Below are 13,483 nucleotides of genomic sequence, written 5' to 3'. Positions count from 1 at the left end.
ATCCTTTATCTGAAAACTCACCCCGCCTACACGCTCTATCTTCTCCAGCAAAACGGTGACACTCTCCGAACGCTTCAAAACCCCCGAAAATATCATATCCCTTTTACCGGCGTCATCAAACTTCACTTCCAGGTCATACCAGCGCGAAAGAATACGCAACATCGCTTCCAGCCTCATATCCTCAAACCTGAACTCGCCGTGTTTCCAGGCGATCTCGTTGGTTACATTTGCTGCTGTTACCTCCAGAGTTTCCTTACCATCCTCTACTACGGACTGTTGCCCCGGAAAAATTGTCCTTGTTAAAGCCCCATTGCTTACGCTGACCTTCCCCGCTACCAAAGTGGTCAACACCCGGCCTTCTTCACGATAACCCTTAATGTTAAATTCCGTGCCCAACACTTCTACCACCTGTTCCCGGGTATGTACCCTGAAGGGCGTATCATCGTGTCTGGCAGCAGGAGATACCTCAAAATAAGCCTCCCCGTAGACCAGCTCCACTTCGCGGGGACGGCCCTCTGCAAACGATACAGGGTATTTTATCCGGGTCTCCGAGTTCAACCATATCCCCGTACTGTCAGAGAGCTGTACGTAAAACTGCCCCCCTCTCGGAACTGTTAGATAATTATACACTGTCTCCGCCTCGGAAACCGATGCCCCCTCCCTATACACCAGACGTTTGCCATTGCTTTTCGCTTTGCCTGTAGTGTATGGACGGCCTTCCTCAAGAACTATATCTTCTCCGTCTTCCAGGGTAAGGACCGCTTTATTCCCTCCGGAGGTAATCGGGGTAACCATCTCCGTGTCCTTAACCGAAGAACCGTTAAAAATGCTTTCTTTAAAGATGAATCCTATGGACAACAATAGCAGGATAACTGCTACTGCTGCATATTTTATATACCGGGAAATAAAGCGTGGCTTCCCGGGGTGATCCACAGGCTGTTTATGTACCTGCACAGGTTCGAACGGCTTTTCCAGTCTGGAAATCAGCCGGTCCCAGGAGGCTCCTTTATCCAGGTTATCCTCAAAGCCGGCCTTCTGCCATGTCTTGTATGCATACAGGTAAGACTTAAAGGCACGCCTGTTCTCCTCGCTCTCCTCTATCCATGATGTCAAGGTCCGGAATTCATCCGCCCCGATCTCTCCCGTGGTATAGGCCGCTATCAGCTCCAATATATCGTCAGTGATCTTATCCATGACCGTATCTATCCTATATTTATATTATGAGTACATAACAAAAAATCCAAATTCATTACTTTCCGGACTTAAGACGTAAGACTGATATATCAGCCTTTAACATTTTAAATGTCTTATGTCCTAATTGTTTTTTGTCATGTGCTAAAATTTTATATATCAAACTTTTTCAAGAACTGAGAAAAAAGACATAAAATCAAACCTCTTGTTAAAGCAATAATAACAGGACCATGATAGCAAGCAATTGGCGAAGTTGTTTCAGGGCCCTGGAATAATGAGTCTTTACCGTGTTTATGGATATACCCATTTGCTCAGCTACTTCTTTGTATTTCATATTTTGCAGTACGATGGCCTTAAAAACTTCCTTACCTTTTTCCGGAAGGGCTTCAATCTCCTTATAAAGTTTCTCTTTTTCCTGTTCTGAAACTTCGCGGGAGCTCTGTTCTTCTTCCATAAGTGTATTGACCTCATCTTCAATCTCCTCAAAGTAATACCGGGAATTTCTTTTAACAGCCAACAAGGCATTATTCCTCACAGCCATAAATAGATATGGACCTATGGGCGCTTCAAATTCCAAATACAATTTTTTATCCCAGATCTTTATAAATAATTCCTGGACAATATCTTCAGCCACAGAAAAGGAATCGCAATATTTCAGAGCATAGCTAGTCAACGGCTCATAGTAAAGGTCAAACAACTCTTTGTAGCCCGAGGGGTTTCCATTTTTAAGTTTTTCCAGGATAGTCAGATCTCTTAATCCCATAAATATATTGCCACAACAAATTAATCTCCAAAGCTATTTTCGGAGTATCAAAAACAATTATAGAGAAAAATTCCCCTATAATGGCGCGTAAATTAACTAAAATAATGCGAATCAGCAATAGCACCTCCCGAGGTTTCCCCCTTATTCAAAGAAAATCCAGGTATGACCGGAAGAAAAAAAATCCTTTTGTTATGAGTTCTCAGAAATTGATTACCTCATCAAGAGCTTTGTCTGCTTCCTTATGAATAAAATTAGCCTGGTAGTTCAGGATTGTTTTTAATCACTATGCCGATATAATTTCTGTAACATTAACGGGTGTATCCTTTCCCCTGCAATATTACCAAAACTATGACGGGCAATATGATTCGACAACGACTTTTCTATACCACATTGGGTAGCAATACGTTCAAGGTATTTATTGAGAAGGCTTGCAGCATTCCTTGTTTTTCAAAAACATCCTCCGGGTTTTTGAGGTCCACATCACGCAAAAATGGAAATACAAATCCTCGGTGTATTTGTAATAGTCACTATTTGATCTGACAGTTGGAGGTTACTAAAAATCACCATCGCCCCTCTATATTATACATCTTTTATCATTTTGGTTTTAGCAGGTCGCGTGCCATTCAGCCTTCCCTTTCGGTTACGCCATCAAACAACAGATGTGCCCAGGTCGCTGTCCCTGCGAGGATACTCCGCAGCAGGGGCATGCTTAAATAATTTTCCTATAAATAGCGACAGCGGCTTTATGCGGAAAATTATTTGACCTGGACACACTGTAAGGCCAACCGCTTCTGTTGTCCCGGGAGCGTGTTGGTTTGTTGTTTATAGCACAAGACTTGCTAAAACCAAAAGCAAACATGATCATAAGCTCTATTCTTTAACATCTCTTTTATCATAACTATCTTCTCCATGATCCCCTTCTTTTCTCTATCGATCAAACCTAAAATCCTAAAATCAGCAGGGCTGCCGAGATTCGAGCGCATACAGCCCAAAACATCGGTTGTGACACAACCGGACATCTTGCCGTTATCTTCGACGATAACTGACTGTAATATTACAACACCTTAAAGCATGCTATGGATAGTTATATCATCTCAATAAAGATTTTCTTTTATGTACTTCAGCTCTTTGGGTGTAATCTCCACCCGGAAATAAGATTTTGTAAGAGGAGGGCGGACGAGTTTTATATTATTCAATACTTTTTTTAAATCCTGTTGGGTGACGGAAAATTTCCTTTCTAATCGGGAATAGCAGTTTTTATAATAGTCTCGTTCTTCCCTGGTTTCTTCCAATTGCAAGTCTAAGGGTAAAGGTTTCCCATCTTTTTGCTTTGGAAAAGTCTTCTTTTCCTGCCATAGTTTTTTCTTAGGTTCCCGCGCGGGAGAAGTATTTTCAAACAGGGATTGTAACATCTCCACAGTAGGCTGGGTTTGGTGTTTTTCTATATCCTTTACTATGGAAACAACAGCATTAATACGCTTTTCCAACACACTTTCCAAAGTCTGCATATTTGGCCCTATGACATCCTTTGGAGAGACTTCATTGTACTCAAAAAATTCCAGCATGAGCAACAGACTCATGGATTGGGATTGGGACAGTTTTTTGCAATACTTCCGGAATTTTTGGGCTACCGAAGTTTTAATCTTCAATCCTTCAAAGGCTTCTTTTTCGTATCCTATATCCATTTTTTCATAAAAAATTTACCGGTTTTACTGGGCTGAGCGTGTTTTTGTTATAAAAATGAAAAATTTTATTCCATAACAATAAAACTACACTATATCAAAACATTGAATTTCAATACATTATACACAAATATAATTCGTAATGTCGCGGCAGCGCATTACCCTCTTGCTTTACAGCCTTTTTTCGCTTACAATTCTCATTGTAACTAAAACCTCCTGGACGGCCCACCTAAATACATAAAGTTAAACATCTCATAAAGCCGGTCTGCTATCCGGTTTCTTCGTTCTTCCATTTGATTTCCATAAAAGGTTTTCAGTTCGTCAATGGTAAGATTGGTAGTGACAAAGGTCTTGGTGCCCTTATGTTTGAATTCATTGTAGCGGAGTTCTAAAATCCTGCCCAAAAGTTTTTCTTTTACACCCCATGCGTTGGCCAGGCGTTCTGTTCCCAGATCGTCAAAATGTACTTTCCCTTTGGCGAATTTCTCGATGACATACTCCCCTTCCTTATTATACTGGGATACCACATCATGGACGGATATACTGCTAAACCAAAACCGCATCAGGTGATATTTCCTGCTTATGCCCTGGATAATATCAAAGATGGAGCTTTTACCTGTCCCGCAGGGGCCATAGATTAGAAGTCCTTTTCGCAGTTCTCCATTGGATTCTTTTTCAAATGCTATATCATTAGCCCAGTATTTGGAAATCAGGTTTAAAAATTCCCGGTTATGCTGGTCAACGATAAAGGGACGGTTCATCTTTCCGAAATAGAGCTGCCCTTCCTTCCATAAAAGGGATTTGAATTGCGCTATGGTTATTATAGACTTTGGCGACTTTTGAGGGACACAAGGAGATACACCATTCGGAAAAACCTTTTTCTTTTCATCAGCCATGTCATTTTTACCTTCCTTATCCTTTTGAGGGGTGGTTTCGGGTTCGGTTCTATACTTTGTCTTCCCTTTCATGGCTTCCTCGGGTTTACTTTTCTTTTTTTAAAATTTTTCTTTTTATAATTATTACTATTTAATATTTCTTCTTTAGTATTATCCTTAAAGAATGCTTGTATAGGCCTATTCAAGTTTTCTTGTATAGGCTTCTCAAAAATGCTGATATACCTATTCAGGATTTCTTTAGTACCCTCATCCCGGTACAGGTGCCTCTGGATATACCCCAGATCCTCCAGCTGTTTTAACCAGAAATTGATGGATTGGGTAGATACCTGGAACAATTCTTCAAAATAACGGTTAGTGGCATAGCAAAAGCCTAACTGGTTGGTTAGGGAAGTGATCTCGGCATACAGGATTTTGGCATTCGGGTCAGTCTTTTGTCATACCTGACCGGTGCAGGGAGAATCGAATAATATGACGGTTGTTCTTTTTGCATTATTTCCTGCTCGGTTTAATTAAACCGGGGTTCTTCCGGGCCAATTCTAAAAGTTCTGCTTTGGAAAAGAAAATAGACCGGCCAATCTGGAAATAGGGTACTAATCCCTTTTTCTTCCAACTGATCAGGCTTGTTACCGAAATCCCCAGGAACCGGGCAGCTTCCTTTTGGCTTAACCGGTCTTCTTCCGAGTTCATGGGAGTATGGGAAACTATTTCTGTTTTCCGAATCTCTTCCACAACCATCCGCACTACTCTTTTTAAATCTTCCTTGTTGTGGGTATAAAACAATACATTGCTCATCATCGAACTGTTTTAAGGTTAAACTTCCGTTTCAACAGTTCAAAGTTGGCTTAAAAAAGGGAAGGTTTGTTAAACATTCGCCTAATTGGAAGGGCAAGGGATTGAAAATAAGTCAAGTGTATGCAACAATAAAGCGTTTTTATCTTTATCGCTTTCTTTTAATCCGGTCAAGGAAGGTTCGGATATTGGGAGTGTTTTTATAGTGCTCTGAAAATTTCATTTCGCTGGGAATCTTTTCTATCGAATCCCCCAGCCAGGGATAAACGGTATTTAAAAACGTGGAAACATCCGAAAATGAATTGATAATGATCTCCTCTTTGTACAACACCCAAAATAGTTCAATAAAGTTTATTTTATCAGCTATGGGAGGGGCCTCAAAAGGACCTTTTATTTTCCGGAGGCGCTGGTGTTTTTTTTCAGTTTCAAAGTACATATATACAAAATACCGGATTTCATCCTCGTATTGATGGTTATAAAAGTCATTCAGATAATTGACCAGGTCTTTCTGCCCTATCCCCTCTTTTCCGTGGTATCCCTGCGGCCGCAGCTTTAATTTTAGGGGTACAGATGAAACCGGGACAAAAAGATGATCTTTTTGTTTTATGTTTGATCTTTCAGGTACTTCTTCGGGCTTTTCTTTATAGTCAACTACTTTCCAGGAGCCGTCTATATATTTGACCCGCCGTTTTTTGATGTAAAAATATACGGCTGTTCCACTAATTGCCGTGAACAGGATATAAATTACGGCAAAAGAAAAACGCCAGAACGATCCGTATGAATCATCCGAGAAAAAGTGTATAAGCAGAAAAGTAAAGAGGATAAAAAGAGAAACAAAGAATATAAGGTAGAGATATATTTTGAAGAAATGTTTGAATTTTTGGGTGAACCTGTTAATGGCACGATCGATTTTCATCAACAGTATCCCGATATGTTCAAAAAAACGATTCATACTTTATTCCAGGTATCCTCCATTTCCTTTTGCTTAAAATCCTCGGCGATTTTCACATAGCGCTTAAAAGAGCTTTCTTTCTTATGGCCCGTAATGTTCCGGACGACCAATTCTTTCATCCCCAGGATCAGGCTATTGGTAACAAAGGTTTTCCGGGCGGTATGACTGGTAATCAATTCGTGTTTGGGAACGGTTTTATCAATCCGTTTCTGGCCGATATACCGGGTAATAGTAGTTGGGGCGTCTATCTCGGCTTCCTCACAACATTTTTTAATATATTCATTAAACTTTTGGGAGGAGATCACCGGTAAAGGTTCATAAATAGTGTCCTTATATTTATCCAACAATGCCTTTGAATAATTGTTTAAAGGAATAATATGGTCAATGGTTTTGGTCTTTTGAATATTCAGCTTAATATGATCTTCAAAAATATTCGATGGCCTCAGCTGTCTTACGTCAGAAAACCTCAACCCTGTGAAACAACTAAAGCAATATGTATCCCTTACGTGCTCTAACTTTTTAGACTCATATTCATGATTATACAGTGTCATTAACTCTTCCATAGTAAGATATATGACCTCGACTTCCTGTTCTGTGGTTTTAAATTTTTTGAAGTCCTGATTATCATGGTAACCTCTCTCATGGGCCCAGTTCATAAAGGTTTTCAGTATACTTATGATCTTGGCAAAGTAGTTTACAAGGATTTTCTTTTCCTGGAAGGCATAGTCCCTGAAATTCTCGAAAAAATCTATCGTAATTGTATCAAATCGAAGCGGATAATCCTTCTCTATCGAGAAATTCTCGATAAAGTTTTTTGCAGTTCCATACCTGATTAAAGTTCGTCCAGCCTTTGTACTTTTACCCTTCTCTATAAACTCATCAAATGAAGGCAAAAATTCGTGGGAGAAATTTAACCTTTCACCGCTTTCCATCTTTTCCATTATAAAAGACTTATTAGCCGTAATTTCGTTTAACAAAATATATCGGAAAAGTTTTTTTGCCCTATTTTCATATTCATCAAGAATTTTATTATATTCAATATGATTATTATAGGGCTGAAATTTTAAAGGGGCTTTTATTCTTTGTTGCCTTTTACTCCAATCACTTTCCTTTGAAGAAACTCCTTTTACGCGTTTCCTTATTCTATCATTATCAAATGTTAAGCTATAAAATACAGGAGCGTAACCTTCTTTATTTTTATTGCTTTTATCTAAGTAAAATGAAACTTGCATATCTATTTAAGTGAATTTAAAGAGATTAAATCACTGACAAAAATACTGACATAATTTAAATGAAAAAATGTTTAGACAAATTTAAATAAAATTATTTAAACTATTTATATTAAGTATTAAAGGATTATAACAGGTTCTAAAATATTAAAATTATATGATACTCCCGCCCCGAGTACAGAAAAGCCTTGTAAAGTATTTATTTTACAGGGTTTTTTATTTTTCAGAACATTGCTTAACACATAAAGCAAATAAAAAACCAGGATCAATCCGAAAAAACCTCCGATTTTACGGAAAATCGTAATTTATTCTCCATTCGTTCCTTTTCCTTCCTTCAGTACCAGGAAAATAGAAAAAGACTGCCCTATTATGCATTAATATACTGATTATCAGAATTATTTATTTCACATCGGGCTATACTTCAGTTTCAGATATTATACTTTTCTACCCCTTATTATACAACACCTTATAAAAAAAGCTTAATTTTAAGCAATAATACATTGTGTTATTAGTCCCCATTTAAACCTAACTATGAACAAACCTATTACATTATGCTCACAAAAAAAGAATGCGAACATGCCATACTGGCCTGGGACAGCGCCAGGCCGCATTATTCCGAAATTCAACGTTTGATCGACCCCACTTATGTATTTCAATTTGACCGGGCGGCCTGTAATTGGGTCAACAAGCACAATAAAAACAAATACTTTTATACCTATATCGGCGTACATAACGAACACCTTGTCTTAATTGTCGTACCCTTAGATAAAAACGGAAAGGAGACAAAACTTGCTTCTTATCCGGCCATTCCTCTGGAACCTTTAACAAAAGACATCATTCTGACCGAAAAAGAGCAGACCGTAATCACAAAAAAAACCACGCTTTCCAAAAACCTGAGAATCACTCATGCCAGTGAAAAAACAGAGTTACCTACTTATAATACGCCGGCTATTAACGAGGGAAACTCTCTTAATGATATTGAAACATGGGCAAATAGTTGCCTGGACTGGTTCTACTACGAATGTACCGGTTTCAAAGGAAAAAGGATCTTTAAAACATTTATGGTTCCGTTTGCCGATCTGATAAAAAGCAGTAAAAATTACAATAAAGTGATCGCGCTCTTTGCCCTTAAAGATTCAGTCATTTATCAAAGGACAATACCAACATTGATCTTTGTCGCTGTCAACAATACAACCATGGTGGCACAACTGATGCATTCGGGAGCCGGGGATCAGAATACGGAAATGACCAATACATACGACTGGGCCCGGCCCTGCCCTCCGTTTTGCAGGGATGAGCCGGAAAAGAACAGCACTTTCAGTTAAACAGGGCCATGAATTTTTACTACGGTACCCTGGTCCTTTCCGATTGCCTATTGATCCTTTCGGTTGTACTAGGAATTTTGAGATGGGTGGTGCTTAAAAAAGAACGGAAGCAGTCTTATCTGTACTATCTGGGTTTTATTCTCGCCATAGAACTGATAAACCAGGGATTGATCATGCTTTCTTACATACAAAATACCGGTTTTATATATCCCTTTTATGTAAGCGGTGAGTTTTTCATACTACTGTCCTTTTTTGCAACAGCGCAGGACCTTTCACAAAAATGGCATATAGCAATCGTAATAATGGCAATTCTTATGTTTACGGAAGCCTCCGTGTTATGGTTCAATAAAGAAGATGTCACCGCCGCAGGATACGGAAAGGTCATTTCACACCTGTCCATAGCATGTTTCGCAGGGTATGCTTTATTAAAAGGACTGAAAGATTTCAGAAAAGCGAACCGGTTTTTACTGATCTACGGGTGTTTGTTCCTGTATTATTCCACTTCGCTGTGCCTTTTTTTAGTACTGAACCAGTTACGGGACCTCAGTCCCGGGAGTGCATCCGTAATCTGGGGTATGAACAATATATTATCATCTATTCTTTACGGTGCGTCATGCTATACTTTTTTGCGGTTAAAGAAATAACAATAAGCTCAGCCTACCTGGTGATCATGGTTATTGTACTGGCCATTATAATTTCTTTCTCGTTACTGGTGTACAGGACTTTTCTCCAAAAAATAATCAAAGAAAAAAGTATTCAGCACGAACTGGAGATCGAATACCAGAAAAACATTTTAAACGAACAGATCCGGGTACAGGAAAGCGAAAGGGAACGTATAGCCATACAACTGCATGATGACGTTGGTAACAGGCTGAACATCCTTTCGGTATGGCTTCGCGACCCCGATATGTGGAATAGCGAGCGGTCCAGGGAAATTATAAACTCCCAGCTTCCGGAGTTGATAGATGCCACAAGGAATATATCTCATTCCCTATATCCGGTAAACCTGGAAAAATTCGGCCTCATAATTACCCTGGAAGAAATGATCTCCCACGTGGGGGAATCATTGCGTATCCTTTTAATAACCATCCATGAATACCAAAAAAAGGAAACTGCCTTCGAAGTACAGCTTTACCGGATCATACAGGAGTTCACCGGTAATGTCATAAAACATTCCAAAGCGTCCGAAATGAGTATTTATCTCAGGGATTCGGTCGGGTCATTAGCTGTCATCCTTTCAGATAACGGTATCGGTTTCGACCTGAATTCCCGGAAAAGCGGAATGGGGCTGCAAAATATAGCTTTACGCATCAGAACGCTTCACGCGTCACATAAATGGAAAAGCACTGATAATCAAGGATGCCGATTAATACTCATAATCCCCAAACCATGAACACCCCAGTAAAAATCGCCCTGGTAGACGATGAGTTTCTTTTTCTTGAAGGACTTACAAGATTATTGTCCGGCTTAAAGGAAATCATCGTTACCATCACCGCAACCGACGGAAACCTTTTCTTAGAAAAATTATCCCAGATAACTACGAAGGATTTCCCCGAAATTATACTCGCAGACATCCAGATGCCCGGCATGAACGGGTTCGAACTGGTAGAACAGTTAAAAGAGACGTACCCGGACCTAAAAATCATAATACTTTCCTCGCATTACAGGAATACCGTATTCGGGCATATGATCAAACTGGGGGTTTCCGCATTTTTACCAAAAAATTCCAGCAGGGACGAATTGTTAACCGCCATACATGCCGTAAATGAAACAGGGGTGTTCTTTTCGCAGAGAGACCATAAAATGCTTATGGAATATGTTAAGAATAAATCCCGGAAAGGCAAACTTATTTCTGAAGAGGACCTGTCCGAAAGGGAAATAGAGGTCGTTAAGCTTATCTGTACGGAGCTTACCAACCAGGAAATCGCGGACAATCTATATATAAGTAAGCGAACGGTAGAAAGCCACAGGCAAAGGATCTTGGAAAAGATCGGTGCCCGTAATACCGTCGGGTTGGTAGTCTACGCCATAGCCCACGAGATCTACACACCCCCACAACATTTCGGCTCCGTATAAATACGGAAAATACAATTTGGTAATTTCTACGCTAAAATCCCCTCGGATTCCTTCGTTACTTTGATCCAGTTCATTGCAATTGAAGCTTCAACCCCAGATTAATGAACTATGGTGTAATCTGAAAAACCAATAAAAGAGTAAGAAAAAACCCAAAATCTTAAAACAATGGCTGATTATAGTTTAGACGTCCATTTCACAGACGATCAGTTAAAAGCAATTTACACTGCAGGATCAAATGTGGTCGTTGCAAAACCCAGTGGTAATGCCAACCCGAATGTGGCATGGCAGGTTTTTAAGCCCATGCAGGCAAACACCTTAAGCTGGGGCGAAGAATATGGTATTTATGCCTCTACTTCCGGAGTTACTAACGGGGCCAAACTCGTACAACTGTCCAATGTACCCGTTGGTGCCGCTATGGACAAATTATATACCTTGGAGCCCAATTCAACCATCTCAGGACCCGATGATGGTGGTCAACCCAATGCTTTTGCGTTGCTGAATAAATTTGATCAACAACCCCTGATGACTGTTGGACTGTACCAGGATGCCAATGTAAACGGAACAGAAATTACGGGAAACGCCATTTCCGCAGTTCCGACACTGTTATCCAGTACGGCTTTTATGACCCCGTACACTACGGTTTACATATGGCTTCAATCGCAAGTGGTAAGTAATTCGGTAGTGACGAATGTTACCTCCCCCATGACGGAGTTGAGATTCGGTGGCGGAACCGATAAGATTTCTGTGAAGTACGATTCCTCGTCCGGTAAATTTATAAACTCCGGCCAGGCAAAACTTGCCCAGGGGATCATTCATTTTCACGAAGCTGCCCTGTAGGCATAGAAATGTTTAACACTAACGGGCTGTTTCGCAACAGCCCGTTAAATTAAATGAACTCACGATGAAAAAAAAGGATCCCATGGAAAGGACCGTTCCCGTTGAACATTATGTATATGCCCTGCAGCAAAGAAATCTTGTCTACAATCACGATTTCAGATATTTCAGTAACCGAAAGATAAACGGTAGCACTACCGAATACGGAATTCCCGATGGCTGGCAGTACCGGGATAACGGCAGTAACGGCACCATTAATTTTGACAGTACCACCAAACAATGTGTTATTCAGAAAAGTGGTGGCAGCGAACTGATGGAATTCAAACAGGCACTCCACGAATTTCCGCGATGGCAACAGATACTCTCCGGAGAAACAGTTACCGCGGGGGTGATTCTGAATACCGGGAAAGAAGGCCATGTAAGCGTAACGGTTTCGGACGGGGTAAATTCAAATACCGTAACCAAATCCGATAAGGGCCAAATGATATTTGACCTGCAATTAACCGTAGCCCTATCGGCCACCGGGCTCACCCTCTCCATAACTACCACAGAACCGTTTATAACGCTTAATATCAGTTATTGTTATGCAAACGCAGGTCTTGTTGCCCTGAAACACCTGCCCTGCATAGTTCAGGGGGTTATTGGTGAGCGGAAGCAATATATTGCTACGGAAACTCCACCCGCAGAAGAACTGTCTTTATGTAACGGCTTGAAGGAACTGGACAACCAGTACACCAGGCTCAAATCGGTTATTAACAATAAATTCGGGATCAACGATGCTACGGGCAATCCGTACCTCATTAATATGGGAGGCTATTTCAGCCGTGCATGGGACAATGGTTCCGGGACCGACCCGGATGCCGGGGACAGATCAGCATCGGGCAACGGAAAAATCAAAGGGGACCACGTAAGCACACTGGAAAAAGATATTTTTCTGAAACACAACCACGGCCTTGATTTTTCTATTAATAAACAGGTACTGACCGGTGACAAAGTTTCCGCAACCATCATTGACGTCCTGTCTTCCTCTAAAACCAATGACGAATCCGAAGGAAAAGAAACCCGGCCCGTCAATATAGCCGAACTGTATACTATTAAGTGGGCCTAAATGGTCCTCAAAAAGAAGACCTGACCCAAAAAACCTCCTGCAAGGTAAACATATACCTTATCTAAAAAACGAAGATCATGAAAAATTTAACTTTACAATCCGTTGAAGAATGCATTATGGTTGCGTATAATCAGTACCTTACCGGTACTCCGGGGAACATCGTTTGCCATACTACCGGCGACGGAGATGTCACCATTCAATGTGCCATAAGCGGTACCCGGTTTAACTGCGGTTTTGCCGGTTATCAAATGAACCGGAACGATACCGATAACCTCCGGATATGGTGCATAACCCATCCCGGCGGCGGCTGGGTTTTCGGTTTCAGGGGTACAAACCGCGAGCATCCCGACAGCGTCAATGTCACATTAATTGACAGAACCCCGTTGATGTTTAATTTCCACGTTTACCTTTATCCATAAACGGGGCCCGGTCTACGGAACCTGGTGCCGGACCATACTCCGTACATCCCCTTATTTCCCGAATATGGTCCGCCACCAGTTTCCCTACCGTATGAAACTCCTTTATACAGATAGCACGGAACAACTTCACCCGGGCTAAACAAACACCGGTTGAAGCATGGTCCGGATCGCATACAGGACCCGGAAAAGATGGATTTAGAGGGTGTTTTTTTGTCTATC

At 40.7% G+C, this 13,483-nt stretch carries 15 protein-coding genes and 1 pseudogene; 7 read left to right on the top strand and 9 right to left on the bottom strand.

What is annotated here, in order from left to right; all coding sequences use genetic code 11:
• The 9 genes and pseudogenes from ACVBDY_RS05495 to ACVBDY_RS05455 all read right to left on the bottom strand — a co-directional run.
• A partial coding sequence (locus tag ACVBDY_RS05495; protein WP_123218451.1) for a FecR family protein occupies positions 1-1,194 on the bottom strand: 1,194 nt, incomplete at its 3' end.
• 205 nt (positions 1,195-1,399) lie between these two features.
• Entirely contained in the window at positions 1,400-1,954 is a 555-nt protein-coding gene (locus tag ACVBDY_RS05490) for an RNA polymerase sigma factor (protein ID WP_447174464.1), read from the bottom strand.
• A gap of 199 nt (positions 1,955-2,153) precedes the next feature.
• A pseudogene (locus tag ACVBDY_RS05485) lies at positions 2,154-2,460 on the bottom strand (site-specific integrase); the annotation flags it as partial.
• 588 nt (positions 2,461-3,048) lie between these two features.
• A complete protein-coding gene (locus tag ACVBDY_RS05480; protein WP_447174463.1) occupies positions 3,049-3,639 on the bottom strand; it encodes a BfmA/BtgA family mobilization protein in 591 nt (196 codons plus the stop codon).
• A 203-nt stretch (positions 3,640-3,842) separates the two neighbouring features.
• Positions 3,843-4,604: a P-loop NTPase family protein gene (locus ACVBDY_RS05475; protein ID WP_447174462.1), complete on the bottom strand. Its 762-nt coding sequence runs from the start codon at positions 4,602-4,604 to the stop codon at positions 3,843-3,845.
• Positions 4,601-4,942, bottom strand: a complete 342-nt coding sequence (locus ACVBDY_RS05470; protein WP_447174466.1) for a helix-turn-helix domain-containing protein — start codon at positions 4,940-4,942, stop codon at positions 4,601-4,603. Before ACVBDY_RS05470 ends, ACVBDY_RS05475 begins: the two co-directional genes overlap by 4 nt.
• 79 nt (positions 4,943-5,021) lie before the next feature.
• Complete coding sequence (locus ACVBDY_RS05465; protein WP_447174461.1) at positions 5,022-5,327, bottom strand: helix-turn-helix domain-containing protein; 306 nt, start codon at positions 5,325-5,327, stop codon at positions 5,022-5,024.
• Positions 5,328-5,469: 142 nt separating this feature from the next.
• A complete protein-coding gene (locus ACVBDY_RS05460; RefSeq protein ID WP_447174460.1) occupies positions 5,470-6,273 on the bottom strand; it encodes a hypothetical protein in 804 nt (267 codons plus the stop codon).
• The gene (locus ACVBDY_RS05455) at positions 6,270-7,214 is read right to left on the bottom strand and encodes a site-specific integrase (RefSeq protein ID WP_447174459.1); all 945 of its coding nucleotides are present in this window, start codon (positions 7,212-7,214) and stop codon (positions 6,270-6,272) included. Before ACVBDY_RS05455 ends, ACVBDY_RS05460 begins: the two co-directional genes overlap by 4 nt.
• An 839-nt stretch (positions 7,215-8,053) precedes the next feature.
• On the opposite strand from ACVBDY_RS05455, the gene ACVBDY_RS05450 reads away from it, so the two are divergent.
• From ACVBDY_RS05450 to ACVBDY_RS05420, 7 genes are all read left to right on the top strand, one after another.
• The gene (locus tag ACVBDY_RS05450) at positions 8,054-8,827 is read left to right on the top strand and encodes a hypothetical protein (protein ID WP_447174458.1); all 774 of its coding nucleotides are present in this window, start codon (positions 8,054-8,056) and stop codon (positions 8,825-8,827) included.
• A gap of 8 nt (positions 8,828-8,835) precedes the next feature.
• Positions 8,836-9,471 (top strand): hypothetical protein, encoded by a 636-nt coding sequence (locus ACVBDY_RS05445; RefSeq protein WP_447174457.1) that lies wholly within the window; start codon positions 8,836-8,838, stop codon positions 9,469-9,471.
• A complete protein-coding gene (locus ACVBDY_RS05440) occupies positions 9,441-10,220 on the top strand; it encodes a sensor histidine kinase (protein ID WP_447174456.1) in 780 nt (259 codons plus the stop codon). Before ACVBDY_RS05445 ends, ACVBDY_RS05440 begins: the two co-directional genes overlap by 31 nt.
• Positions 10,217-10,903 (top strand): response regulator transcription factor, encoded by a 687-nt coding sequence (locus tag ACVBDY_RS05435; protein ID WP_447174455.1) that lies wholly within the window; start codon positions 10,217-10,219, stop codon positions 10,901-10,903. The genes ACVBDY_RS05440 and ACVBDY_RS05435 overlap by 4 nt, the downstream gene beginning before the upstream one ends.
• Positions 10,904-11,068: 165 nt before the next feature.
• Positions 11,069-11,740 carry a hypothetical protein gene (locus tag ACVBDY_RS05430; RefSeq protein WP_447174454.1) on the top strand — a complete coding sequence of 224 codons (672 nt, stop codon included), beginning with the start codon at positions 11,069-11,071 and terminating at the stop codon, positions 11,738-11,740.
• Positions 11,741-11,804: 64 nt separating this feature from the next.
• A complete protein-coding gene (locus ACVBDY_RS05425; protein ID WP_447174453.1) occupies positions 11,805-12,845 on the top strand; it encodes a hypothetical protein in 1,041 nt (346 codons plus the stop codon).
• A gap of 77 nt (positions 12,846-12,922) precedes the next feature.
• Entirely contained in the window at positions 12,923-13,264 is a 342-nt protein-coding gene (locus tag ACVBDY_RS05420) for a hypothetical protein (protein ID WP_447174452.1), read from the top strand.
• The last annotated feature ends 219 nt before the right edge of the window (positions 13,265-13,483 follow it).

Source organism: Sinomicrobium halophytocola (genome assembly GCF_052983395.1).
Note: the sequence above shows the minus strand (reverse complement) of the source record. Positions and strands in the feature narration are given on the sequence as shown.